Below are 24702 nucleotides of genomic sequence, written 5' to 3'. Positions count from 1 at the left end.
ACGTGACAGGTGAGGAGGTAAGTGTCACGTTGAACGGAGAGGGCACGCGGCCAAGCGTGCACAAGCCGAAACTCAGGCCCTGACTCCGCTCGTGGCGGCCCCGGGTCGGTGCGCAGGGGCTCGGCTGCATGGGGATGAGCGAGTTCTGCTGCGCCACGGACGAGCAGGGGCCGCCCGCGAGCGGCACCGCACGCCCTACCCGGCGTCCTCCGGGACATCCCGGACGTCGGCCTGGGCCGGGAGGTCTGCCTGGATGTCCCCCTTGGTCAGCGAAGGCCGGGCGTCACCGGCGATAGCGGCCTCCCCATGCAGGCTCTGCATCTTGTCCAGCAGTTCTTCCAGCCGCGCGATCGGCTGCGTCTCCAGGTAGGCGGAGAGGTCACCGCCTCCGATGAACTGCGGAACGGGCGCCTTGGTGATCTCCGCGAGCATCTCCAGCACCATGACGTTGTTCAGTCCCAGTACGTCGATGCGGGCCTTGAGATCCAGGGCCATGCGTCGGTTCTCGGCCTGTACCCGCACCACGTCGATGGCGTCTTCGCGTTCCGCGTTGGCCAGCTCCAGGTCGAGCAGTTCACTGCGCATCTGCTCGTGGGCCGGCCTCTTGAGGATCTCGTTGAGCATCGGGTCCTCGGCCCTGAACTCACCGAGGGTGGTGTTCCGGACCTCCACGCCCCACGCCTGCAGCGAGGTGTGTACCTGCGAGGCCAGTTCGGTCCGGGTTTCGGCGTACGCCTCCAGGAACTCCTTGACGGTGGCCGCGGCGGCGATCTCGTTGAAGTACGAGGCGACGATGGCGCCCAGCACCCGTTCCACGAATCGCTGGACGGGGAGCGGGTCCGGGTCGAGGCCGCCGAGGCCCGTCGTCTGGCTTCCGCCGTTCTTGCTGACCAGAATGGGCGCGGATTCCGGCGGAATCTGCAGTGTCTGGCTCATTTCCACGAGTAGCCGGTGGCCCTGGACCGTGACCGCGATCCGGCCCAGATGCGCGTCGTAGTTCCGGGACTCCGCCGGGGTCTTGTCGTTCCATTCCAGAATGAGCAGACGCGTCGGGATCAGCACGACACGGACGAAGTACGGATTGAGCGCACAGACCGTGCCCTCGCGGAGGGTTTCCTCCTGCACGCCCCGGTGCCCACCGTTCTGCAGGAACACCCACGGCAGTTGAAAGCCCTGATGTCCGGGAATACGCGGCCCGAGCTGATCGGACGACCCCGGCTCCGCGCCGTCGAGCGTGATCACCACTCCGGTGTAGCCGATGGGAATGGAGATCTCCTGCAGGTGCTGGGCCGTCAGTTCTCCCCCCTTCTTTCGGACATTGTCGACGGTGACAACGTCGAACAGCGCCGGATTGATGTTGTAGTAGGCGCCTCCTTGCAGAATGGCCAACTGCCTGCCCTGTTCACCGCCACCGGCGAGGAACCGGCCGCCGTTCTGGAAGTTGTCGCACTCCACGTGCGGACTGAAGAGACTGCCGGGCGGCCGGATCTCGCCCGCCTTCGCATTCACCAGACCGATCGTGCCCGGGGGGACGTGGACACGGTCCACCTGCTTGACCTTGAAGAGTTTCGTGTTGATGTCGTAGGTCTGGCCGTGGGCCAGGGTGTCGACCTGTTTGCCCTGCTCCCCTCCGTTCAGCAGAAAGGCCTGGCCGTCCTGGAAGTTGTTGCATTCCACGGACAGGGCCACGGAGCGGTTCGTCGGCCGCATCTTCCCCGCCTTGGCCGTGACCAGACCGATCTTGTCCTCGGCCACCCGCGTCCGGGGTACGAACTCGACGTCGTAGAGCGTGGGCATGAGCCAACTGGAACGGTCCGGCAGCAGCGTACGCGCCAGGATTCCCCGGGTGTTGTGCGGTGTGATGTGCCGGAATTCCGGATGACTGGAACCCCGGACCCGGCGCACGATACCGACATGGTCGGCGGGGACGGCGCGGTAGCCGCCCCACGCGACGAGAGCGGCGATCAGCAGCACAATAACCAGGACAACCAGGAAAATGACCAAGGAATCCACCTCCGACAGCTTCTCGCCAGTCAATGAAATCAAGGCCATGATGAGGCCCGCTTCTGCGCATCCGTTGTTTCTCCAGTTCTCACCCTGCTCTTCGCGTCTGCGGTGCTGACGTACGGCACGGCGGGCAAGAACGACGATGCCAAATATGCCCAAAAGTACGTAACCCTCGGGTTTCCCGAAATGCGCGGCGACAAAGAACCCGATCACGAAGACAGTCAGATTCACCTGCTGTTCCTTCCGCTCCGAGGGTGCATTTGGACGGCCAGGACCGTGGCGGTCCACTGGTCGTACCAATTGAGGAAGATTTCGTTCTGCGGATTGCGCAGGGTGGGATAGAACCCGCTGCGGGGACCGGGTCCTGCCAGGTCGGTGAACTCGCGGTAGCGCCGCAGCACGGCGGTCTCCGCGGAACTCCGCCAGCCGCAGGCCACCGACAGTGCGAGGAAGTCCGCGTGCCGCGCACGGCGCACCGGGGCCAGCGCCGCCTGGGCGCGGAATCCTTGCCTCCCGTGCGAATGGTCCGCCCACACCGCGTCGATACCGGCCAGCACCGAGGAGGGAATCGTGCGTAAGTGCCGCGCGCCCACCCACCCCTCGTCGAGCCGGTCCGCCGCCTCCAGGACGACGGCAGTGGTCTGGAGGTCGGCGTGCGCGAACTCCCCATCGCGCAGGTAGGTGTTCAGGCGTTCGAGGGAAACGGCCGGCGGGACCCGTACCGTCCCCACCGCCGGGCGGGCGAGCGGGGCCGGGAACACCGGCGAGGGGGCGCCCGGCTGACCGGCGTCCGGCGCGGCGTCCAGGTCCCGCAGCAGGTCGAGTTCGGCCGGGCTCAGCAGCCGGCCGTCGCGTGCGTCGGCGTACCAGGTGTGCGCCAGGTGGTAATTGCGTTGCCCTTCCAGCAGGACGGGGAAGAAGGGACGCTGGTGCAGCATTCCTTCGAGGATCATGCTGGTGATGTCGTCGGAATCCTGTGAGTGCGGCGACATCAGCACGACAACGGCTGCGGCAAAGGCCAGTTGTCGCCGGATCGTCCAGAACTGGGAATCCCCGGGCCGGAGATCGGCGGCCGACCACACGGGCAGCCCGGCGGATCTCAACTGGCCGGCGAGCGCCAGGCCGTAGGCCGCGTCGGCCGCGGCGTAACAGAGCACGAAAGCGCGCTGGTCCGGCGAGGTGAGAGGGCGGGGCGGCGACGGCAATGCCGCCGCCATGTTCTCCTCCCGCAGCGGTGTACCGGAGTCACCCGGGGCCTCTCGCTCCGTCTCGCCCAGAATGACTGCGAAGAGTTCCTCGATCTTGCCCTCGTATTCCTGTTCGTCCACGTTCCTGAAGTCGCGCCAGACCCGGTTGGCGGCGAAAGGCGGGAGGGCGGTGTCGCCGATCAGTACGGGAATGAACCGCAGGTTCCGCGTCGCTCCGGCCGTGGCCAGGGCCGCGTATTCCTCAAGCGCCCGCGGTGACGTCGTCGAAGCCGGACTGATGACCATGATGGCGCACGCCGTGTCGCTGATCGCCGCGTCGGTTCGGCGCACGACCACATCTCCGGGGAGCACATCCCACTCGTCGAAGAAAACCTTCAGCCCACGCCGGGAGAGGCCGCCGGCCAGCTTTCTCACCCAGGCGGCGTCCTCGGGGGAGTAGGAGAGGAATACGTCGATCAGGTGGCATCGCTCCGGGGCTGCATGGCTCGCACCAGCATGGCGAGGCTGTCGTCGAATGGGGCACTGCCCGGGTCTCGTAGATCCACCGGCCTGCGAATACGGGCGAAGGGTGGCAGCTCCACGTCCTCCACCAGCACGGGGATGAACCGACGGCCGCCTGTGTGCGCACGGTCGAGCAGGGCGGCGTACTCGTCGCGGATCGCGGAGTCGTTCATGGTCGCGGTGCTGAAGACGAGGATTCCGTTGGCCGAGGAACTCAGAGCCGCTTCCTTTTCCAGACTTTCCACAAGACCAGGTCCGATCCACTTGGCCAGAAAAATACGCAGCCCTTCGGCGGAAAGTCGACCGGCGAGTGTCTCCGCCGCTTCGCTGTCCGCTTCGGCGTAGGAAATGAATACGTCATATCTTCCGCCCCGGTTCATGGGAGGAGAGGCAGGGGCGGCAGACCGTCTGCGGGACATTCGGCCACGTACCTCGATACCGGTTGAGACGACCGCAGCAACCGTGCCAACCACGCCCACCACCAGCCCCCACTCCTCAAGACCCATGCCGGAAAGGCTAGTGGCGGACCCGTGCGGTCCGCAGCCCGTTGGCCAGTCAACCGCAAATTCTTGGCGCGTTGCGTGTGGGTGGTCTTCCCCGGCGATGGCCAATGAGACGGTGGCCTGGCCTCGTTGTTCAGGAGTATGGCCGGGTTGATCGTGCGTTCGTGACGTCGTGTCGGTTCCTGCCAGTGGGTGTTTCCGGTCGGGCCAGGCATTGGCTGACGTGCCGGAGTGCGCAGGTTTCCACGGCCCCGAAGTGCCCTCGGCGAGCAACCCGGCGGTGGTCGTGACACAGGTGGGGGGAGTGCCGACGGATACTCCGAAAATTGGCCGAGACGCGAGCGAGGGCGTCGTGCCTGCGCGGGTGCTTCAGGGTGACCAGCGCGTGCTGATGCGGAGGCGGTTCGCACCGCGGGTCACCCTCGCGAGTGACGACGAGCGTGCCGGTCGCCTTGACCAAGGCGTGGGGCGGGGCGAGTGCGGTGGGACCGGGATCACCGGGGCTCTCCTGCGCAGGCCCCGACTCGCCGGTCCGAGTCGGGACGCCGGGTGGCGGCGGCGCCCCGCGTCAGCGGGCGGAGCGGAGCTCCGCGAGCACCGCGTCCGTGAACGGCGGCCATGCCTCCACGGCCCACGGGCCGAAGGGCCGGTCGGTCAGCGCGACGCACGCCGCGCCCGCGACCGGGTCGATCCACAGGAACGTCCCCGACTGCCCGAAGTGGCCGAAGGTCGCGGGCGACGAGGAACTGCCCGTCCAGTGCGGGGACTTGGAGTCGCGGATCTCGAAGCCGAGCCCCCAGTCGTTGGGGTTCTGGTGACCGTAGCCCGGCAGCACGCCCTTCAGGCCGGGGTGTACGACGGTTTGCGCGGCCAGCACGGTGTGCGGGTCGAGCAGTTGGGGCACCTGCACCTCCGCCGCGAACCGTACGAGATCGTCGACGGTCGAGATGCCGTCCTTGGCGGGCGAGCCGTCCACCGTGGTCGCCGTCATGCCCAGCGGTTCCAGCACCGCCTGGCGCACGTACTCCGGGAACGGGATGTCGGTGGCCTTGGCGATGTGGTCGCCGAGCACCTCGAAGCCCGCGTTGGAGTAGAGCCGGCGGGTGCCGGGCGCGGCCGTCGTACGGTGCTCGTCGAAGGCGAGCCCGCTGGTGTGCGCGAGCAGGTGCCGGATGGTGGACCCCTGCGGCCCCGCCGGCTCGTCGAGCTCGATCGCGCCCTCCTCGTATGCCACCAGCGCCGCGTAGGCCGCGATCGGCTTGGTGACGGAGGCGAGCGGGAAGCGGTGCGCGGTCGGGCCGTGCGTACCGAGAACGGTGCCGTCCGCTCGTACGACGGCAGCCGCCGCGGTGGGGACGGGCCAGTTGTCGATCATCGCCAGGCTCTGCATGCGTACGAGCCTAAGGGGCGCCGTGGAGCGGCGAGGAGGCGGTGGCCGGTGGTCTGCCGGAGCCCGTCCCCGATTGCGCTTGCTTCGAGTGCACTCCAAGGTTCTAGCGTGGAGGGCATGACGGTGATGGAGAGCGCTTCAGCGAACACTTCCGTGAAGGTGGACGCCTGCGCCACGGCCCCGCAGGCGCATCCGCGTCCCGAGGGTCAGGACCGGTACACCATCAGTGAGGTCGCGGCCTTCACCGGGCTCACCGCGCACACCCTGCGCTGGTACGAGCGGATCGGGCTGATGCCGCACGTCGACCGGTCCCACACCGGCCAGCGCCGCTTCACCAACCGAGACCTGGACTGGCTGGCCTTCGTCGGCAAGCTGCGGCTGACCGGGATGCCGGTCGCCGACATGGTCCGGTACGCGGAGCTGCTGCGCGAGGGCGAGCACACCTTCGAGGAACGGCAGGAGCTGCTGGAGGCGACCCGCCGCGATGTGATCACGCGGATCGCGGAGCTCCAGGACACCCTCGCCGTGCTCGACTACAAGATCGACTTCTATGCGGGCGCCCGACGGGCGCCGGAGAGGCCCAGTGCCTGATGAATGGCGACAAGATCACCACCGTGGAGCTCGGCAACGGCGGCCCGCAGGTCGGCGTGCAGGGACTCGGCTGCATGGGCATGAGCGAGTTCTACGGCGACACCGACGAGTCCGCAGCCCGCGAGACGCTGGAGACGGCGCGGGCGGCCGGCGTCACCCTCTTCGACACCGCGGACATCTACGGCAGCGGCGCCAACGAGACCTTCCTCGCCCCGTTCGTCGGGGCGCACCGGGACGAGATCACGCTGGCCACGAAGTTCGCCATCGAGCGCAAGGACGACGACCCGCACTACCGGGGGGTGCGCAACGACCCCGCGTACATCCGCCGGGCCGTCGAGGACAGCCTGCGACGGCTGAACACCGAGGTCATCGACCTCTACTACATGCACCGCCGCGACCCGGCCGTCCCGCTGGCCGAGTCCGTCGGCGCGATGGCCGAGCTGGTCCAGCAGGGCAAGGTCAAGCAGCTCGGGCTGAGCGAGGTGACCGGCGCGGAGCTGCGCGAGGCGCACGCGGTGCACCCGATCGCGGCCCTGCAGTCCGAGTGGTCGCTCTTCAGCCGGGACGTCGAGCGCAGCGCCGTACCGGCCGCCGTCGAGCTCGGGGTGACCCTCGTGCCGTACTCGCCGCTCGGCCGGGGCTTCCTGACCGGGGCGTTCACGGACGCGGCAAAGGACCTGTCGGAGGGCGACTTCCGCAAGTACCAGCCCCGCTTCACCGGCGAGAACGCGAAGACGAACGCAGCCCTGCTGGAGCCCGTCCACAAGATCGCGGCGGCGCACGGGGCGTCGGCCGCGCAGGTGGCGCTCGCCTGGGTGCAGCAGCGGGCCCAGGTGCACGGGCTGACCGTGGTGCCGATCCCGGGCACCCGCAAGAGCAGCCGGCTGCTGGAGAACGTGGCCGCCACCCGGCTCACGCTGACGGCCGAGGAGCTGGCACAGCTGGAGCCGATCGCGGGGCTGGTGGCGGGGGACCGTTACCCGGACATGAGCTCGACGTCCGCGGCGCGCGAGTAACCGGCCGCTCGGGGCTCACCGCGCCTTCCCCTCGGTGATCGTGGCGAAGGCGCGGAGCCAGTCCGTGCCTGGGGCGAAGCTGGGGCAATGGGGTACGGCGCGTCGCCGGTACCGGTCTGCGAACGGGGTGTGGAAAGAATGTGGGTCGAGCGAATCGCTGAGGCCACGAACTGGGAGCCCCTGCGGCTGGAACTCCCCTGGAACAGCATTGAGGAAGATCTCGGTACGGCGCTGCCCGAGGATTACAAGAAACTTGCCGAAACGTTCGGCAAGGGAGAATTCTCGCAGTTCATGCATGTTCTGTGCGTCGACGCCACGAGACAGTTCGACCTGACCCGCATCTGGCGCACGTACCTCGACAGCAGCCCCGAGGATGGGCCCGATCCCGTCTTCAAGCCGTACCAGATCTACCGGCCCGGTCGCCGAGGCATCATTCCGTGGGCCTTCGGAGAGATGGAGTGCAGCTACTTCTGGCTGGCAACCGCGGAGGAGGACCCGGCTACCTGGCCAATCGTCACGCAGGGCGACCCCTACCCCTGGCACGAGGTGAACATGTCCACCTCTGAGTTCGTCCACCGTGTTCTGACGGACCCGGATTTCGAGCCCTTCTCCATCGCGCGGCTGTTCCCGCAACCGGACTTCTACCCGATGGGTCCGGTGGCGTGACAGGCTTCGTCAAGAACCCGGAGGACCAGGGTCCGAAGCAATGCCGTCTCTACGCCGTGAGCCTCGCGGATCTGAAATGAGATCGGACCCTCGCCCCTCACCCCTCGCCCGGCACCACCACCCCCGCCTCGTACGCGAAGATCACCGCCTGCGCCCGGTCCCGCAGGTCCAGCTTGGCCAGTACCCGCCCGATGTGCGTCTTCACCGTCTGCTCGGCCAGCACCAGCTTCCCCGCGATCTCCTGGTTGGACAGGCCCCGCGCGATCAGTTCGAGTACCTCCGTCTCGCGCGGAGTCAGCCCGTTCAGCCGCAGTGACTGGCCGCTCCGGGTGGCCCCGGTCGGACCCTGCCGGGCGAAGTCCGCGATCAGGCGGCGCGTCACGGACGGCGCGAGCAGCGCCTCGCCCGCCGCGACCACCCGCACCGCCGCGATCAGGTCCGCGGGCGGCGCGTCCTTCAGCAGGAAGCCGGAGGCCCCGGCGCGCAGCGCCTCGTACACGTAGTCGTCCACGTCGAACGTGGTGAGCATCAGCACCTTTGGCCGGTGCACCACCCCCGGCGGCGGGTTCAGCAGCTCGCGGGCCGCCGCCAGGCCGTCCATCTCGGGCATCCGGACATCCATCAGGACCACGTCCGGGTGGACGTTCCGGCTGACGTCGATGCCCTGGCGCCCGTCCGGCGCCTCACCGACCACGTCGATGTCGCTCTGTGCCGAGAGCAGCGCCGCGAACCCCGCCCGCACCATGGCCTGGTCGTCGACGATGATCACGCGGATGGTCAAGAGTCCTCCGAGGCCGTGGGTGTGACAGGGGTCAGGGGCAGTCGGGCGGCCACCCGGAAGCCGCCGTCGGGCAGCGGTCCGGTGTCCAGCGTGCCGCCGGTCAACCGTACGCGTTCGCGCATACCGACCAGGCCGTGCCCGGTCCCGGCCGTCTCCAACGGCGAATCGGGCTGCTCCGCCCGGTCGTTGACCACCAGGACGGTCAGATGCGCGCCGTCGGACGTGATCGATATCCGGGTCCGCGCACCGGGGGCGTGGCGGAGCACGTTGGCCAGGGCCTCCTGCACGATCCGGTACGCCGACAGGTCCACCGCCTGCGGTACGTCGGGCAGTTGGGCGGACAGCGACAGTTCGGCCGGCAGCCCCGCCCGCACCGTCGCCTCCACCAGCTGCTGCACCCGGTCGAGCCCCGGCTGCGGCGCCCGCTCGCCCTGCGTGCCGTCGCTGCGCAGCACCGCCAGCAGCCGCCGCATCTCCGTCAGCGACTCCCGGGCGCTCGCCGCGATCGCCGCGAACTCCTCGTGCGCCTCCTCGGGCAGCCCGCTGATCCGGTAGGGCGCGGAGTCGGCCTGGACCGTGATCACGGACATGTGGTGCGCGACCACGTCGTGCAGCTCGCGGGCGATCCTGGTGCGCTCCTCCAGCAGTGTCCGCTGCGCCCGCTCGGCCTCGCTGATGGTCTCCTGCTCGGCGAGCCGGCGCTGCGCGTCGCCCCGTTCCCGGATCACCGCACCGATCACCATGAACACCACGCCGAGCGCCGGAAGCAGTCCCGCGGTGCCGTTGCTGCGGTCCGTGCCGCCCAGGTGCAGGACCAGGCTCGCCACGGAGGTCAGCGCCCAGACGGAGACCACGGTCCGGCGGGTCTCGCGCAGGGCCACCGCCAGCATCACGAAGAGGTAGCCGATCAGTATCGGCGGCGGCCACGGCCAGATGCCCATCTGCGGTTCCGGGTACTGCAGCAGTACCAGCGCCCCCACGATGTCGGCGGGGAAGATGATCCACCACGCCTGCAACGGGCGGTGCGCCAGCATCAGCAGCGGCGCCGTCTGGGCGACGGTCAGCAGGCCCGCCAGCCCCTCGGCCATGCCGTATTCGTTGGTCAGCACATTGAGCGTGACCGGAACGAAGATCGCCGCGAGGATGAGGACGGCCATGTACGGCAGCAGCCTCCGCCCCCGTTTGGACGCGTTCGCGAGCGGCGGGACCGGGGGATGGGACGGGTGGGCGAGACCGTGGGTGATCTCGCGCAGATTGCGGCGGGCGGCGCTCACCAGCCCGTCGGCGGCGGGCTGCGGGCGCGGCGGCGCCTCGGGCGCAGCTTGGGGCGGGGAAGTGGTCATTGCGGCATCAGCGTAGGCAGCGGACCTGCCCGGTGGCGTCATACCGGGGTTTCGGTTCGCCGCCGGGCTTCTCGTACGGGAGTACTACCGGCACGATCCGCCGGACAGGCCCTACAACTCGGCGAGCAGCTGGGCCTTCTTGGCGCTGAACTCGTCGTCCGTCACCAGACCGGCCTGGTGCAGCTCCCCGAGGTGCCGGATTCGCTCCGCGATGTCCGCGGGGTCGCGCCGTCCGGCGCCCGCCAGGACGGCGGCGGGCGTGGCGGCAGAGGAATGGTTCCTGCGCACCGATTCCAGCACGGCCGCGGCGAACGGCAGCGACTCGTGCACCGGGCCGTAACCGAGGCCGAACACCACCGCGGCCGGGTCCTGGTCGGCCCGGGTGGGGCGGGGCACCATCGGCTGCGGGCCGTGCACCGTACCCGGATCCGCGACCAGGCCCGAACCACTGTTCCGGTCGGGGCCCGCGCCCGGGCCCGGACCCGGGACCGCGGTCTCCAGGCCCCTCGGCAGCAGCCGCAGGTAGCCCTCGAACGCCTCCGGCGAGCGCCACTCGACACCGCTCAGTTCCGTCACCGGGAACGTCTGGTCGCCGGCCTTCCACTTCGCCGTGGAGGCGCCCGTCCAGAACCAGCGGAAGGAGACCCGTTGCCCGTCGAAGCCGGCCCGGCCGTCGTACGCCTTGAACTGCATCGGTGCCTCGGGCGCCGCGACCAGGAACCGGTCGGCGGGCTCCGCCGCGTCGGGGCCGAGCCGGGCGCGCAGTTCGTCCGCGTAGTACTCGGCCAGCGTCTCGCGCTCGGCGGGGAGCACCAGCCGGTACGGATCGCAGCCGTCCTTCAGCTGCCCGGCCGCAGCCTCGACCAACGGGTCGGCACCCCGTCTCGGCACGGCACGCAGGACCACCGTGCCCCGCTTGCCCGGGGTCAGCGTCACCGACGACAGCGCCGCGTGCGGTACGCGTCGTTCACGCAGGCTCTGGAAGAGCTTCGGCGTGCGGATCCCCCGTTCGAAGCGGATGAGCACGGAGTCGGTGTCGAACTCCCAGGTGGCATGAATTCCGGCCAGCACATCACCCATGTACCTCATCGTATGCGGCACTTGCCCCACACGTCCCCCCTGCGCAAGCTGCGATTCGATGGCCTGCCAAGGCCCCTGCGCCCGTCAGATGGCCCGGCTTCCGGTGATTCGTTCGCGGCAGGCGCTGTCGGAGACTGCGCAGCTCACCGATTCGTAGGCGCCCACGCCGATGGCGGCGAAGTTGCCGAGGCTCTCGGTCCCCGGCTCGAAATAGCCGCTGTGGCCGACCGCGTCGCCCGCCGAGACGATACGCGCGCCGAAGCCCGGGTCGACCGGGTCGGCCCCGTGGCCCAGGCCGCCGAGCTCCAGGTTCGGTACGTCCTCGATCCAGTCGTCGCGATCGCGCATCGCCCACACCCTGGCCCCGGTGCGCAGCTGCGCGGCGTTCTCCACCCGCATGCCGGGGCTGCCGGCCACCGCGATGTCACCGACCCTGGAGGGCAGTTCATGTGCGGCGACCCCGCAGAGCACCGAGCCGTAGCTGTGGCAGAACAGCGAGACCGGGGCGTCCCCGGGCAGCGCTTCCACCAGCGCGTTCAGCCGCACCGCCCCGCGCTCGGCGAGGTTGCCCAGGGCCGCGTCCATGCCGATACCGGCGGGCGTGGTGTAGTCGGCCCAGGCGATGACGGCGGTACGGGTGGCGGGGCGCGCGGCGCGCTCCGCCGCGTACAGCGACTTCGCCATCCCCACCGGGGCGGCGTTCACCTTGGGCTCGGACCGCTCCAGCGTCAGCAGACTGGTGTCGACGCCGGGGACGATCACGGAGACCCGATCGGCCCGGTCGAGACTGCCGAACACCTCCGCGGCGCGGCCCTTCCCGGACGGGTCGAAGGCGAGGAAGTGGCGGCCGCGGGCGAGCATCGATTCGAAGCGGCGCATCCGGCGGACGGCCTCGGCGCGGCCGTCGGGGGAGAGCCGCACATCGTGCATGCGTTGCTGCTCGACCTTCCGCGCCTGCACCACGGCCCGCCGATTGGCGCGGTAGCGCAGGGTGACCGGCGCACCGTTCAGGTTGCCCACGACCAAGGGGTACTTGTCGGCCAGTCCGGTGCGCTGCGCGGCCGTGAGCGTGGCGAAGAAATGGGCCAGCCGGTGCGGCGGCGCGTCGGTGTTCGGCAGCGTATGACCCGCCACCCGGCCCCGCGCCCAGGCGGCCAGTGCGAGGCTGCGTGGCTCGTCGGAGTGCTGGTGACGTACGGCGGTCCAACCAGTGGTCGCCAGCATCACGAACACGACCGCGACGGCGAGCAGCGCGCGCCATGCGGTGAGTGTGGGGGAGGAGTCGAAGGAAGTCACTTCGGCCCACATTAGGAGACGCGGGACGGCAGCCGTGAAGAGGGTGACGCACATCACTCGGCTGCGGGGAATTCGGCGTCATGCTTTTCACGCTGTGTGGTTGTCGTACGTACGCTCAGGCGCGCGGAGTGCCTCCCGGATGCCACATGTGGGCGCCTGGGTACGGCTGTTGTGAAGTCGGTCATGCCGCGGAAGTGAGGCGTGCGGCACACCGGGCGGGGAGTCCTGTCGTCACGCCGGGCGGGGCCTGTCGTCACACCGGAGAGGTCCCTGCCGTCACGCCGGTCCGGCGTCCGCCCGCCAGTTGTCGGCCAGTGCCGGCCCGAGCTGGTCCAGGTATGCCTCGGTCAGGGCGCGCAGCGAATCCACGCCGCCGTCCCGGCCCCGCCCCCAGAGCTGGCCGGTCACCCGCATCACCCCGCAGAACGCGGCCACGGCGACCCTCGGCCGTGGGTCCTTGTCCACGTCGAGCCCCTCGCGCCCGGCGATCAGCAGCGCGATCTGGTTCTCCATGACCGCGCACCGGCGCAGATGGGCGGCGAGCAGCGAGGGTGTCGACTCGATCATCCGGTACGTACGCATGTGGAGTTCGACCGTGATGATCTCCTCGATCACCTCGCCGAGGCTGTTCCAGGCACAGAGGACCGCGTTGCGCAGTGCCTCGAACGGGGCCTCGGCAGCGGGGCGTCGGCGCAGCTGCGAGAGGAAGTGCGACTCCACCATCTCCTGGATGGCGAAGGCGGCCTCCTCCTTGGAGGCGAAGTAACGGAAGAAGGTGCGCTGGGAGACCTCCACGGCGTCGACGATCTCGTCGACGGTGGTCTCGTCGTACCCCTGGGTGGTGAAAAGATCGAGGGCGGCGTGCAGCAGGGCGTCCCGGGTGCGTCGCTTCTTCCGTTCGCGCAGTCCGGTCGGATACGCGGCCCGCTGCCCATCGGTCACTTAACTGGCCTTCTTTCTCCTGCTTTGTCCAGCTCAGCGTACCTGTGAGCTACGTGACAGTTACCGACTTGTGAAATGGTTTGTCAACTGTCAGAGGCTGACACTAATCTCCCGAGCATGACTAGTCAGACCACCGTCGACAAGGCGTCGCGGGAGCCGCAGGAAGCCGCCGCTCCCGCACCTGCCAAGGGGCTGCGCGGCCACCCCTGGCTGACGCTCTTCTCCGTGGCCATCGGCGTGATGATGGTCGCGCTCGACGGCACGATCGTCGCGATCGCCAACCCCGCCATCCAGCAGGACCTGAACGCCTCGCTCGCAGACGTCCAGTGGATCACCAACGGCTACATGCTCGCCCTCGCGGTCTCCCTGATCACCGCGGGCAAGCTCGGTGACCGGTTCGGTCACCGCCAGACCTTCCTCATAGGTGTCGTGGGCTTCGCCGCGGCATCCGGGGCCATCGGCCTCTCCGACAGCGTTGCCCTGGTGATCGTGTTCCGGGTGCTCCAGGGCCTCTTCGGCGCCCTGCTGATGCCCGCCGCGCTCGGCCTGCTGCGCGCCACCTTCCCGGCCGAGAAGCTGAACATGGCGATCGGCATCTGGGGCATGGTGATCGGCGCCTCGACCGCTGGTGGTCCGATCCTCGGCGGCGTGCTCGTCGAGCACGTCAGCTGGCAGTCCGTCTTCTTCATCAATGTGCCGGTCGGCGTGATCGCGCTGGTGCTGGGCCTGGTGATCCTCAAGGACCACCGCGCCGAGAACGCGCCGCGCTCCTTCGACATCGGCGGCATCGTGCTGCTGTCGCAGGCGATGTTCTGTCTGATCTGGGCGCTCATCAAGGGCGCCGAGTGGGGCTGGGGCGACTACAAGACGCTCGGCTTCCTGGGCGCCGCCGTGGCCCTGTTCGTGGTCTTCGCCCTCTCCCAGAAGAACGTCAGGGAACCGCTGATCCCGCTCGCGATGTTCCGGTCGGTGCCGCTGTCCGCGGGCACGGTCCTGATGGTGCTGATGGCCTTCGCCTTCATGGGCGGGCTGTTCTTCGTGACCTTCTATCTCCAGAACGTGCACGGTCTGAGCCCCGTCGACAGCGGACTGCACCTGCTGCCGCTGACCGGCATGATGATCGTCGCCTCGCCGCTCGCGGGCGTCATGATCACCAAGTTCGGCCCGCGGGTCCCGCTGGTCGGCGGCATGGTGTGCACGGCGGTCGCCATGTTCGGCATGTCCCAGCTGGACATCGGCACCGGCACCCTGACCATGTCGATCTGGTTCGGTCTGCTCGGCCTCGGCCTCGCCCCGGTGATGGTCGGCGCCACCGAGGTCATCGTCGGCAACGCCCCGATGGAGCTCTCCGGCGTCGCGGGCGGTCTGCAGCAGGCCGCCATGCAGGTCGGCGGCAGCCTCGGTACGGCGGTGCTCGGCGCCGTCATGGCGTCCCAGGTCGACTCCAAGCTGGGCGACAACTGGAAGGCGGCGGAGCTTCCGCCGCTGAGCCCGCAGCAGCTGGACCAGGCGTCCTCGGCCGTCGAGGTCGGCATCCCGCCGGTGGGCGGGAACGTCCCGCCGGAGGTCGCGGGCAAGATCGCGGGCGTCGCCCATGACACCTTCGTGTCAGGGATGAGCACGGCGTTCATGGTCGCCGGCGTCGTCGCGGTGGTCGCCGCGCTGGTCGCCACGCTCACCAAGCGCGGTGCGAATGCCGAGGCGGGCGCGGGCGCCGGTCACATCTGACCGGTCGCCACGACGACGCCCCGGGCTCGCGCCCTCGCGTCAACACAGTGCGTACAACAGCCCCGCCGGACCGTTCCGGCGGGGCTGTCGCCTATCAGGGTGGTGTGGCCCGCGATCCCTTCCCCGGGCCTTGCTCCGCAGGTCAGGGTGCGTGCAACTGATTCGCACCACCACGGGGGTCGATTTCCATGCGTACGACCGTTCTTGCCACCGCCCTGGCCGCCACTTCGCTGGCCGCCACCGCCCTGATCCCGCAGACCGAGGCCCACTCCGCGCCCGTCCGGCTCGGATCCTGCGCCGCCGGCCAGCTCTGCCTCTGGGACGCGCCGGACTTCACCGGCACCCGCCGGACCCATGAGCTGTCCACGACCGACATCGAGAGCTGCGTCCCGCTGCCGAAGGGCAGCAAGGTCCAGGCGCTCGCCAACCGCACCGGCCGCCCCGTCACCACGTACCAGTCGGCGGAATGCGCCGAGACCGGTGAGTTCGAGACCTATCCGGGCGGCGGTACCTGGGTGCCCCGGTCCCCGTACCAGGTCAGGGCCTTCAAGATCTGGGAGAACTGACCGGAGGACGGAGAACCGGCCGCGGACGCCGAAGGGCGGCGGGACCACGAGGTCCCGCCGCCCTTCGTACGTACTCCGTCGAGCCTGCGGCCCTACGCGTCGCCGCCGGCCGCGCCCGGGTCGGCCGCGGTCACGTCCAGCAGCTCGTACCGGTCGATGGCCTGCTTCAGCAGCGAACGGTCGATCCGGTTCTCCTTCGCGAGCTCGGTGAGCACCGCGAGGACGATCGACTGCGCGTCGATGTGGAAGAACCGGCGGGCCGCGCCACGGGTGTCGGCGAAGCCGAAGCCGTCCGCACCCAGCGACTGGTACGCACCGGGCACCCAGCGCGCGATCTGGTCCGGCACGGAACGCATCCAGTCCGAGACCGCCACGAACGGGCCCTCGGAGCCGGAGAGCTTCCGCGTGACGTACGGGACGCGCTGCTCCTCCTCCGGGTGCAGCAGGTTGTACTGCTCCACGTCCACGGCCTCACGGCGCAGCTCGTTCCAGGAGGTCGCCGACCAGACGTCCGCCCGGACGTTCCACTCCTCGGCGAGGATCCGCTGCGCCTCGACCGCCCACGGGACCGCCACACCGGACGCCATGATCTGGGCCGGGATCTCGCCCCGCTCGGCGGCCTTGAAGCGGTACACGCCCTTGAGGATGCCCTCGACGTCCACGTTCTCGGGCTCGGCCGGGTGCTGGATCGGCTCGTTGTAGACGGTGAGGTAGTAGAAGACGTCCTCGTTCTCTTCGGGGGTCCCGCCGTACATCCGGCGCAGACCGTCCTTGACGATGTGCGCGATCTCGTACCCGAACGCCGGGTCGTACGCGACACAGCCCGGGTTGGTCGAGGCGAGCAGCTGAGAGTGGCCGTCCGCGTGCTGGAGACCCTCACCGGTCAGCGTCGTACGGCCGGCGGTCGCACCCAGCACGAAGCCGCGCGCGAGCTGGTCGGCCATCTGCCAGAACTGGTCACCGGTGCGCTGGAAACCGAACATCGAGTAGAAGACGTACACCGGGATCAGCGGCTCGCCGTGCGTGGCGTACGCCGAACCGGCGGCGATCAGCGATGCCGTGCAGCCGGCCTCCGAGATGCCGTCGTGCAGCATCTGACCGGTCGGCGACTCCTTGTACGCGAGCAGAAGATCGCGGTCCACCGCCTCGTACTGCTGGCCCAGCGGGTTGTAGATCTTCGCGCTCGGGAAGAAGGCATCCATACCGAAGGTGCGGTACTCGTCGGGCGCGATCAGCACGAAACGCTTGCCGATCTCCTTGTCCCGCATGAGGTCCTTCAGGATGCGGACGAACGCCATGGTGGTGGCGATCGACTGCTGACCGGAACCCTTCTTCGCGGTCGCGTACGTCTTGTCCTCGGGCAGGACCAGCGGCTTCGCACGCACCACACGGGTCGGGACGTAACCGCCCAGACCCTTGCGGCGGTCGTGCATGTACTGGATCTCCTCCGAGTCGCGGCCCGGGTGGTAGTAGGGCGGGTAGCCCTCGTCCAGCTGCTTGTCCGTGATCGGGATGTGCAGCCGGTCGCGGAACCGCTTGAGGTCCTCGACCGTGAGCTTCTTCATCTGGTGGGTCGCGTTGCGGCCCTCGAAGTTCGGCCCCAGGGTCCAGCCCTTGACCGTCTGCGCCAGGATCACCGTCGGCTGGCCCTTGTGGGCCTTGGCCGCCGCGTAGGCCGCGTAGACCTTCTTGTGGTCGTGACCGCCGCGGCCCAGGTGCAGGATCTGGTCGTCGGTCATGTCCTTGACCATGTCGCGCAGCCGCGGGTCGTCCCCGAAGAAGTGGTCACGGATGTATGCGCCCGACTCGGTGGCGTACGTCTGGAACTGGCCGTCCGGCGTGGTGTTCAGCTTGTTGACCAGGATGCCCGTGCGGTCCTGCGCGAGCAGCGGGTCCCAGGAGCGGTCCCAGACCAGCTTGATGACGTTCCATCCGGCGCCGCGGAACTGCGACTCCAGCTCCTGGATGATCTTGCCGTTGCCACGCACCGGGCCGTCGAGCCGCTGCAGGTTGCAGTTGACCACGAAGGTGAGGTTGTCCAGGCCCTCACGGGCGGCGATGGAGAGCTGGCCGAGCGACTCGGGCTCGTCCATCTCGCCGTCGCCCAGGTACGCCCAGACATGGGACCTGGAGGTGTCGGCGATGCCGCGCGCCTCCATGTAGCGGTTCATCCGGGCCTGGTAGATCGCGCCGAGGGGGCCGAGGCCCATCGAGACGGTCGGGAACTCCCAGAAGTCCGGCATCAGCCGCGGGTGCGGGTAGCTGGACAGGCCGTTGGGCGCCTTCGACTTCTCCTGGCGGAAGGCGTCGAGCTGCGCCTCGCTCAGCCGGTCGAGCAGGAAGGCGCGGGCGTAGATGCCCGGGGACGCGTGCCCCTGGAAGAAGATCTGGTCGCCGCCCAGACCGTCGTCCTTGCCCCGGAAGAAGTGGTTGAAGCCCACGTCGTACAGCGAGGCCGAGGAGGCGAAGGTGGCGATGTGGCCGCCGACACCGATGCCCGGACGCTGGGCGCGCGACACCATCACGGCCGCGTTCCAGCGGGTCGCGTTGAGGACCTTGCGCTCGATCTCCTCGTCGCCGGGGAAGAACGGCTCGTCCTTCGTGGCGATCGTGTTCACGTAGTCCGTACTGCGCATTTCCGGCACGGCGACGCGCTTCTCGCGCGCACGCTCGATGAGCCGGAGCATCAGATAACGGGCCCGCTCACGACCTCGCTCGTCGACCGCGGCGTCGAGCGAGTCGAGCCATTCCTGGGTCTCTTCGGGATCGAAGTCCGGGACCTGGCTCGGCAGGCCGCCAATGATGATCGGGTTGCGATCGGATCCGGAAGCCACGCTGTTCCTTCGCTGTTCGGTGGTGCTCTACGGGGCCTGAAAGAGGGAGGACATGCCCCCGGGATGTATGCAGGTACGCCAACACCATCGTGTACCGCGAGGGCGCAAACGTCATCTCTACCGAGGGGTAACCGCCGTGTTGTGAGACATCGCGTCCGGTGCGCGGGGATGGGTCGGGCCAAACCGCAACCATACGCCCAACCCGTCCAAGCGTTCCCAAAGGATGTTCGACTCCGAATGGCGGACCGAAACGGCATAAGCTGTGGAAGGACGTAAAGGGTGTGGACGGTAGCGCCGGGCCCCGGAGGGGGTCTGCCGACAGTGCGGCGACGTGGCAGGGAACGTCACCGTTTAGGCGGTCTCGCACGCTGGGTACTTGCGCGATCCGCCGCTCCCGTGTGGACTACGGCCAACGCCCCGCGCACGCGCGTGGCTGAAGCATTTTCCGAAACATGATCAGGAGGCAACCCGTGAGCGCGACCGCGGACCACGCGGAGGAGCGGACCAACCCGGCAGCACGCCTGGGGTTCGAGCCCGGACAGGTGGTCCAGGAGATCGGCTACGACGACGACGTCGAGCAGGAGCTCCGTGAGGGCATTGAGGCCACAATCGGCCAGGATCTCGTCGATGAGGACTACGACGACGTCGCAGACGTCGTCCTGCTGTGGTTCCGCGACGAGGACGGCGACCTTACGGACGCGCTGGTGGATGCCATTGGTCTGATCGAGGACGGCGGTACGGTCTGGCTGATGACGCCGAAGACCGGCCGTGATGGGTACGTCGAACCGAGCGACATCAACGAGGCCGCACAGACGGCCGGTCTCTCCCAGACCAAGAGCATCAACGCCGGCAAGGACTGGACGGGCAGCCGTCTGGTCACGCCGAAGGCGGCCAAGGCCAAGCGCTGAACCACGCTCGCCACGCATGCGACCTGAAGGCCCCCGACGGCATCGAGCCGGCGGGGGCCTTCGTACAGCCGCTTCCGTGGGGCCGTGGGGCGGCCCGGGTGCCCGGTTGCCCCCGTGCGGGCGCTGCGTGGCCCGCTGCGGGCTCTGCGTAGGGTGGGAGTCACCCGGACGGTCCAGCCCGGTTTACGTAGCGAAGGGACGCTTCTCATGGCGATCGAGGTCGGCACCAAGGCCCCGGATTTCGAGCTGAAGGACAACCACGGCCGGACCGTGAAGCTCTCCGACTTCCGCGGCGAGAAGAACGTCGTGCTGCTGTTCTACCCGTTCGCCTTCACGGGCGTCTGCACGGGTGAGCTCTGCGCGCTCCGCGACGAGCTGCCGAAGTTCGAGAACGACGACACCCAGCTGCTCGCCGTCTCCAACGACTCCATCCACACCCTGCGCGTCTTCGCCGAGCAGGAGGGCCTCGAATACCCGCTGGTCTCGGACTTCTGGCCGCACGGCGAGACCTCGCGGGCCTACGGCGTCTTCGACGAGGAGAAGGGCTGCGCGGTGCGCGGCACCTTCATCATCGACAAGGAGGGCGTGGTGCGCTGGACCGTCGTCAACGGTCTGCCCGACGCACGCGACCTCAACGACTACATCAAGGCGCTCGACACGCTCTGATCCGGCACCGGCTGATCCGTGGACGACCTGGCGAAAAGCCTGCTTCGCCGGGAACCGGTCACTAGGATCCAGTCGTTGATTCTGATGCCAACGCAAGTGGAGGCGCCGGCGCCTGCCGGCCCCCAAGGAAACCAATGGGAGGACTCGTGGGAGTCAGCCTCAGCAAGGGCGGCAACGTCTCGCTGACCAAGGCCGCGCCCAACCTGACCGCGGTCGTCGTCGGTCTCGGCTGGGACGCTCGCACCACCACCGGTGGTGACTTCGACCTCGACGCCAGCGCCCTGCTGACGAATGCCGAGGGCAAGGTCGGCAGCGACGGAAACTTCGTCTTCTTCAACAACCTCAAGAGCCCCGACGGCTCCGTCGAGCACACCGGTGACAACCTCACCGGTGAGGGCGAGGGCGACGACGAGGTCATCAAGGTGAACCTGGCCGGCGTCCCGGCCGATGTCGACAAGATCGTCTTCCCGGTCTCGATCTACGAGGCCGAGAGCCGGCAGCAGAGCTTCGGTCAGGTGCGCAACGCGTACATCCGCGTGGTCAACCAGGCCGACAACAGCGAGCTGGCCCGCTACGACCTGAGCGAGGACGCCTCGACGGAGACCGCCATGGTCTTCGGCGAGCTGTACCGCAACGGGGCGGAGTGGAAGTTCCGTGCCATCGGTCAGGGGTACGCCTCGGGGCTGCGCGGCATCGCGCAGGACTTCGGCGTCAACGTCTGAGAGAGCGCGACCGGGCCGGGCGGATGAGGCGCGGCCCGGTTCACGCCAGTAAGACCGACCGGCAATTGCCGGTCGGTCTAAGTACCCCGTCCGGCGCCGCACCCTTGTGCGGCGCCGGACGCGCTCAACAAGACGGCTCGGGGGCTCTGCGGCTCAACGGGCCCAGCAGACGGTTCAACGACTCGGGGAGGACACACACCATGGGCGTCACGCTCGCCAAGGGAGGCAATGTCTCCCTCTCCAAGGCCGCACCCAACCTCACCCAGGTGCTGGTCGGGCTCGGCTGGGACGCACGATCCACCACGGGCGCCGACTTCGACCTCGACGCCAGCGCGCTGCTGTGCCAGTCGGGCCGGGTGCTCGGCGACGAATGGTTCGTGTTCTACAACAACCTCACGAGCCCCGACGGCTCCGTGGAGCACACCGGCGACAACCTCACGGGTGAGGGCGAGGGCGACGACGAATCGGTCATCGTGAATCTCACCCAGGTGCCGGCCCACTGCGACAAGATCATTTTCCCGGTCTCGATCCATGAGGCCGACAACAGGGGACAGACCTTCGGCCAGGTCAGCAATGCGTTCATCCGCGTGGTGAACCAGGCGGACGGTCAGGAACTCGCGCGTTACGACCTCAGCGAAGACGCCTCGACGGAAACCGCGATGATCTTCGGCGAGCTCTACCGGTACAACGGCGAGTGGAAGTTCCGTGCAGTGGGACAGGGGTACGCGTCCGGTCTGCGCGGCATCGCTCTAGACTTCGGGGTCAACGTTTCGTAAAGCCGCGCACGGCGCGGGGGAGCCCCGTACACCTCGGGGGAGACCCGTTACATACACGATGGGGTAGCCAGTGCTTCTGAAAACCTTCGGCTGGTCGTTCGCGGTTACCGCGCTCGGCCTGGTCGCAGCTGTGATCTACGGGGGGTGGCAAGCCTTCGGGATCGTAGCGATTCTTTCCGTCCTGGAGATTTCGCTGTCCTTCGACAATGCGGTGGTCAACGCCGGAATCCTGAAGAAGATGAATGCCTTCTGGCAGAAGATCTTCCTCACGATCGGTGTGCTCATCGCGGTCTTCGGTATGCGGCTGGTGTTCCCCGTCGTGATCGTGGCCATCACCGCCAAGATCGGTCCGATCGAGGCGGTCGATCTCTCCTTCAACCAGCCCGATCGCTATCAGGAACTCGTCACCGACGCCCACCCGGCGATTGCCGCCTTCGGTGGCATGTTCCTGCTGATGATCTTCCTCGATTTCATTTTCGAGGACCGTGACATCCAGTGGCTGCGCTGGATCGAGCGTCCGCTCGCCAAGCTCGGCAAGGTCGACATGCTGTCGGTCTGCATCGCGCTGATCGTGCTGCTGGTCGCGGCCATGACCGTCGCGACCAACGCGCACCAGCACGGCGGCGGTCACGCGGACAAGGCGGAAACGGTCCTGCTCTCAGGTGTCGCCGGTCTGATCACGTATCTCATCGTCGGCGGCCTCTCCGGCTTCTTCGAGAACAAGCTGGAGGAGGAGGAAGAGCGCGAGCACGAGGAGGAGGAAGAGGCCAAGCGGACCGGCAAGAAGATCTCCGCCGTCGCGCTCTCCGGCAAGGCCGCGTTCTTCATGTTCCTCTACCTGGAAGTGCTCGACGCGTCCTTCTCGTTCGACGGTGTCATCGGCGCCTTCGCCGTCACCAACGAGATCGTGCTGATGGCCCTCGGCCTCGGTATCGGCGCCATGTACGTCCGTTCACTCACGGTCTACCTGGTCCGCCAGGGCACGCTCGACGACTACGTCTACCTGGAGCACGGCGCCCACTACGCGATCGGTGCGCTGGCCGTGCTCCTGCTCGTCACCATCCAGTACCAGATCAACGAGCTCATCACCGGCCTGACCGGCGTCGTGCTGATCGGCTGGTCCTTCTGGTCCTCGGTCCGGCGCAACAAGGCGCTGGAAGCCGAAGGCGGCGACGGCGAGGGTTCCAAGGCGGAAGTCCCGTCCGGGGTGTGACCCGGTAGGGATTGAGGAACGCTCTCAAGCGGGGCGGTCCGTGAGGCAACGGTTCTCCGGAGACATCCGGAACCGGCCCCGCGGCCGCCCCGCAGTCATGCGGGCGTCCCCGGCGAGGGACGCCGGGCGGCCGCGGGGCCGGGGCACTTTTCTTCCGATACGTGTGGGGGTTGGGGATGGCGTTCTGGGACAGCCTGTGGCCGGGGCGGGAGGCACAATTCGAGTCGGGCAGCGCGGCGACCAGCTCCATCGTGCTATCCCGGCGCAACGCCACGGTCTCGCTCACCAAACAGGGGGCGCTGACCGGCAATCTGCGGGTCAATCTCTCCTGGCAGATGCGTACGTCGGACATCATGGGCCGGTCGCGGCAGAGCGGCCGGCTGCTGCGGCCGATGAAGCTCTTCCAGCCCGACGTGGTCCAGGCCCACACCCAGGGCATGGTCAACGTCGACCTGGACCTGGGCTGCATGTACGAGCTGAAGGACGGCACCAAGGGCGTCGTCCAGCCGCTGGGCAACCTCATCGGCGACCTGAACGGGCCGCCGTACATCCGGCTCAGCGGGGACGACCGCTTCGGGGCGCCGTCGGGTGAGACGGTCTACGTCAATCTCGACCAGCGCGACCAGATCAAACGGCTGCTGTTCTTCGTCTACATCTACGACCAGACGCCGGCCTTCGACCGTACGCACGCCAAGGTGACGCTCTACCCGGGCAACGGCCCGCGGATCGAGATCGAACTCGACGAGCGGGCCCCGCAGGCCCGCTCCTGTGCCGTGTTCACTGTGGAGAACATCAAGGACGAGCTGATCGTGCGGCGCGAGGTGAAGTTCGTCTACGGATTCCAGTCGGAACTGGACCGGCTGTACGGCTTCGGCATGCAGTGGGGGCGCGGCTACAAGTCCCGGACCTGAGCGACGCCCCGGACCCGTCCCTCAGGACCGTACGAACTGCGGCCCCTGCGGCGGCAGCACGAAATTCGGGTCCGGGGCGGGCGCCGCGGCCGCGGCGGGCTGCGGGTAGCCGTAGGCCGGCTGAGCGGCTGCGGGCTGCGGGTACCCGTACGCGGGCTGGGGAGCGTGCTGGGCCGCCGCCGCGGGCTGCGGATAGCCGTACGCGGGCTGCTGGTGCTGGACCGTGGCCTGCGAGTCGGGGCCGGGCGCGGCGGCCGGAGGGAAGTCGGGCGCGGGCGGGAACCCGGGCGCCGTCACCGGTACGGGCGAGGGAGCTGCGACGGGTGACGGGGCCGACTCGGGCTCGGCCGCGGTCTCGTCGACCGAGATGCCGAAGGCGGTCGCCAGACCGACCAGCCCGGTCGGATAGCCCTGCCCCACGGCTCGGAATTTCCAGCCATCGCCGCGCCGGTAGAGCTCGCCGCAGATGATCGCCGTCTCCTCGCCGGTCTCCGGGCGCACGTCGAAGACCGCGAGCGGCTCCCCGTCGGCCGAGGCCGAGTCGTACAGCAGGATGCGCAGATCGCGCACCTGAGCGAATGCGGCGCCGTCGGAGGACGCGGCGACGACCACCTGCTCGACCGAGGCGTCCAGCCCGCCCAGGTCGGCCTCGATGGTGTCCGTGAGTCCCTCGGGGACACTGCGCTTCGGTAGCCGTCGTACCAGGCCGGAGGGGTGGCGGGGCTGGTTGTAGAAGACGAAGTCCTCGTCCGAGCGCACGCGGCCACCGGCTCCGAGCAGCAGGGCCGAGGCGTCCACATCCGGAATTCCGGCGCCCGGGGTCCAGCGCAGCACGGCCCGTACGGCCATGGCATCCAGAGGGACGTTCGAGCCTTTCACCATCGCGTGCGTCATGCCCGTCATCCTGCCTGCTGGCAGCCTGCGCGGACAACGTGGGGGTCGTGCCAGGTGTCCCGGCGGTAGTCCGGAAGCACACCGTCCACGGCGCTCCGACCCGTCGGGAAATGGACGAGTTACCCGGAATTCATGCACGTGGGGAACTGTTGACACCCGT

General features: G+C 68.7%; 22 protein-coding genes. 11 read left to right on the top strand and 11 right to left on the bottom strand.

All coding sequences use genetic code 11. The features are described from left to right. Nucleotides 1-195 precede the first annotated feature (195 nt). From OG978_RS13410 to OG978_RS13395, 4 genes are all read right to left on the bottom strand, one after another. The gene (locus OG978_RS13410; protein ID WP_326765450.1) at nucleotides 196-2238 is read right to left on the bottom strand and encodes an SPFH domain-containing protein; all 2043 of its coding nucleotides are present in this window, start codon (nucleotides 2236-2238) and stop codon (nucleotides 196-198) included. After that, nucleotides 2235-3671: a TIR domain-containing protein gene (locus tag OG978_RS13405; RefSeq protein ID WP_326770019.1), complete on the bottom strand. Its 1437-nt coding sequence runs from the start codon at nucleotides 3669-3671 to the stop codon at nucleotides 2235-2237. The genes OG978_RS13410 and OG978_RS13405 overlap by 4 nt, the downstream gene beginning before the upstream one ends. Then, complete coding sequence (locus tag OG978_RS13400) at nucleotides 3671-4222, bottom strand: toll/interleukin-1 receptor domain-containing protein (protein WP_326765449.1); 552 nt, start codon at nucleotides 4220-4222, stop codon at nucleotides 3671-3673. The genes OG978_RS13405 and OG978_RS13400 overlap by 1 nt, the downstream gene beginning before the upstream one ends. Nucleotides 4223-4787: 565 nt before the next feature. After that, nucleotides 4788-5609 (bottom strand): serine hydrolase domain-containing protein, encoded by an 822-nt coding sequence (locus OG978_RS13395; protein WP_326765448.1) that lies wholly within the window; start codon nucleotides 5607-5609, stop codon nucleotides 4788-4790. A 117-nt stretch (nucleotides 5610-5726) separates the two neighbouring features. Here OG978_RS13395 and OG978_RS13390 point away from each other — a divergent pair, with 117 nt between their 5' ends. The 3 genes from OG978_RS13390 (at nucleotide 5727) to OG978_RS13380 (ending at nucleotide 7882) form a co-directional block, all read left to right on the top strand. Continuing rightward, a complete protein-coding gene (locus OG978_RS13390; RefSeq protein ID WP_326765447.1) occupies nucleotides 5727-6200 on the top strand; it encodes a MerR family transcriptional regulator in 474 nt (157 codons plus the stop codon). After that, nucleotides 6200-7216 (top strand): aldo/keto reductase, encoded by a 1017-nt coding sequence (locus OG978_RS13385; protein ID WP_326765446.1) that lies wholly within the window; start codon nucleotides 6200-6202, stop codon nucleotides 7214-7216. Before OG978_RS13390 ends, OG978_RS13385 begins: the two co-directional genes overlap by 1 nt. An 87-nt stretch (nucleotides 7217-7303) precedes the next feature. Then, a complete protein-coding gene (locus tag OG978_RS13380; protein WP_326765445.1) occupies nucleotides 7304-7882 on the top strand; it encodes a hypothetical protein in 579 nt (192 codons plus the stop codon). Between the two features lie 97 nt (nucleotides 7883-7979). On the opposite strand, the gene OG978_RS13375 is transcribed toward OG978_RS13380, so the two are convergent. The 5 genes from OG978_RS13375 to OG978_RS13355 form a co-directional block, all read right to left on the bottom strand. After that, nucleotides 7980-8663: a response regulator transcription factor gene (locus OG978_RS13375; RefSeq protein WP_326765444.1), complete on the bottom strand. Its 684-nt coding sequence runs from the start codon at nucleotides 8661-8663 to the stop codon at nucleotides 7980-7982. Beyond that, nucleotides 8660-10006, bottom strand: coding sequence for a sensor histidine kinase (locus OG978_RS13370; protein WP_326765443.1), 1347 nt, complete (start codon nucleotides 10004-10006; stop codon nucleotides 8660-8662). Before OG978_RS13370 ends, OG978_RS13375 begins: the two co-directional genes overlap by 4 nt. A gap of 111 nt (nucleotides 10007-10117) precedes the next feature. Next, nucleotides 10118-11086: a DUF4429 domain-containing protein gene (locus tag OG978_RS13365; RefSeq protein WP_326765442.1), complete on the bottom strand. Its 969-nt coding sequence runs from the start codon at nucleotides 11084-11086 to the stop codon at nucleotides 10118-10120. Nucleotides 11087-11170: 84 nt separating this feature from the next. Continuing rightward, nucleotides 11171-12382: an alpha/beta hydrolase gene (locus OG978_RS13360; RefSeq protein WP_326765441.1), complete on the bottom strand. Its 1212-nt coding sequence runs from the start codon at nucleotides 12380-12382 to the stop codon at nucleotides 11171-11173. Between the two features lie 276 nt (nucleotides 12383-12658). Next, the gene (locus OG978_RS13355) at nucleotides 12659-13324 is read right to left on the bottom strand and encodes a TetR family transcriptional regulator (RefSeq protein WP_326765440.1); all 666 of its coding nucleotides are present in this window, start codon (nucleotides 13322-13324) and stop codon (nucleotides 12659-12661) included. Between the two features lie 117 nt (nucleotides 13325-13441). Between OG978_RS13355 and OG978_RS13350 the strand changes: the two genes are divergently transcribed. Together OG978_RS13350 and OG978_RS13345 are read left to right on the top strand one after the other, a co-directional pair. Next, nucleotides 13442-15052, top strand: a complete 1611-nt coding sequence (locus OG978_RS13350) for an MFS transporter (RefSeq protein WP_326765439.1) — start codon at nucleotides 13442-13444, stop codon at nucleotides 15050-15052. 188 nt (nucleotides 15053-15240) lie between these two features. Further along, nucleotides 15241-15618 (top strand): peptidase inhibitor family I36 protein, encoded by a 378-nt coding sequence (locus OG978_RS13345; protein WP_326765438.1) that lies wholly within the window; start codon nucleotides 15241-15243, stop codon nucleotides 15616-15618. Nucleotides 15619-15710: 92 nt separating this feature from the next. On the opposite strand, the gene aceE is transcribed toward OG978_RS13345, so the two are convergent. After that, nucleotides 15711-18452: a pyruvate dehydrogenase (acetyl-transferring), homodimeric type gene (gene aceE / locus OG978_RS13340; protein WP_326765437.1), complete on the bottom strand. Its 2742-nt coding sequence runs from the start codon at nucleotides 18450-18452 to the stop codon at nucleotides 15711-15713. Between the two features lie 470 nt (nucleotides 18453-18922). Between aceE and OG978_RS13335 the strand changes: the two genes are divergently transcribed. The 6 genes from OG978_RS13335 to OG978_RS13310 all read left to right on the top strand — a co-directional run bounded on the left by OG978_RS13335 (nucleotide 18923) and on the right by OG978_RS13310 (nucleotide 23648). Then, nucleotides 18923-19360, top strand: a complete 438-nt coding sequence (locus OG978_RS13335; RefSeq protein ID WP_326765436.1) for a DUF3052 domain-containing protein — start codon at nucleotides 18923-18925, stop codon at nucleotides 19358-19360. A gap of 207 nt (nucleotides 19361-19567) precedes the next feature. Beyond that, nucleotides 19568-20026: a peroxiredoxin gene (locus tag OG978_RS13330; RefSeq protein ID WP_326765435.1), complete on the top strand. Its 459-nt coding sequence runs from the start codon at nucleotides 19568-19570 to the stop codon at nucleotides 20024-20026. A gap of 146 nt (nucleotides 20027-20172) precedes the next feature. Continuing rightward, nucleotides 20173-20748 carry a TerD family protein gene (locus OG978_RS13325; protein WP_326770018.1) on the top strand — a complete coding sequence of 192 codons (576 nt, stop codon included), beginning with the start codon at nucleotides 20173-20175 and terminating at the stop codon, nucleotides 20746-20748. Nucleotides 20749-20948: 200 nt separating this feature from the next. Then, on the top strand, nucleotides 20949-21524 hold the full coding sequence (locus OG978_RS13320) for a TerD family protein (protein WP_114244350.1): 576 nt from the start codon (nucleotides 20949-20951) through the stop codon (nucleotides 21522-21524). Nucleotides 21525-21594: 70 nt separating this feature from the next. Beyond that, a complete protein-coding gene (locus tag OG978_RS13315) occupies nucleotides 21595-22737 on the top strand; it encodes a DUF475 domain-containing protein (protein ID WP_326765434.1) in 1143 nt (380 codons plus the stop codon). 176 nt (nucleotides 22738-22913) lie between these two features. After that, nucleotides 22914-23648, top strand: a complete 735-nt coding sequence (locus OG978_RS13310) for a TerD family protein (protein ID WP_326765433.1) — start codon at nucleotides 22914-22916, stop codon at nucleotides 23646-23648. A gap of 21 nt (nucleotides 23649-23669) precedes the next feature. On the opposite strand, the gene OG978_RS13305 is transcribed toward OG978_RS13310, so the two are convergent. Continuing rightward, nucleotides 23670-24542 (bottom strand): TerD family protein, encoded by an 873-nt coding sequence (locus tag OG978_RS13305; protein ID WP_326765432.1) that lies wholly within the window; start codon nucleotides 24540-24542, stop codon nucleotides 23670-23672. Between the last annotated feature and the right edge of the window lie 160 nt (nucleotides 24543-24702).

The organism is Streptomyces sp. NBC_01591 (assembly GCF_035918155.1).
In the GTDB taxonomy this organism is placed as follows: domain Bacteria; phylum Actinomycetota; class Actinomycetes; order Streptomycetales; family Streptomycetaceae; genus Streptomyces.
This window is presented reverse-complemented; position numbering and strand designations above follow the sequence as displayed.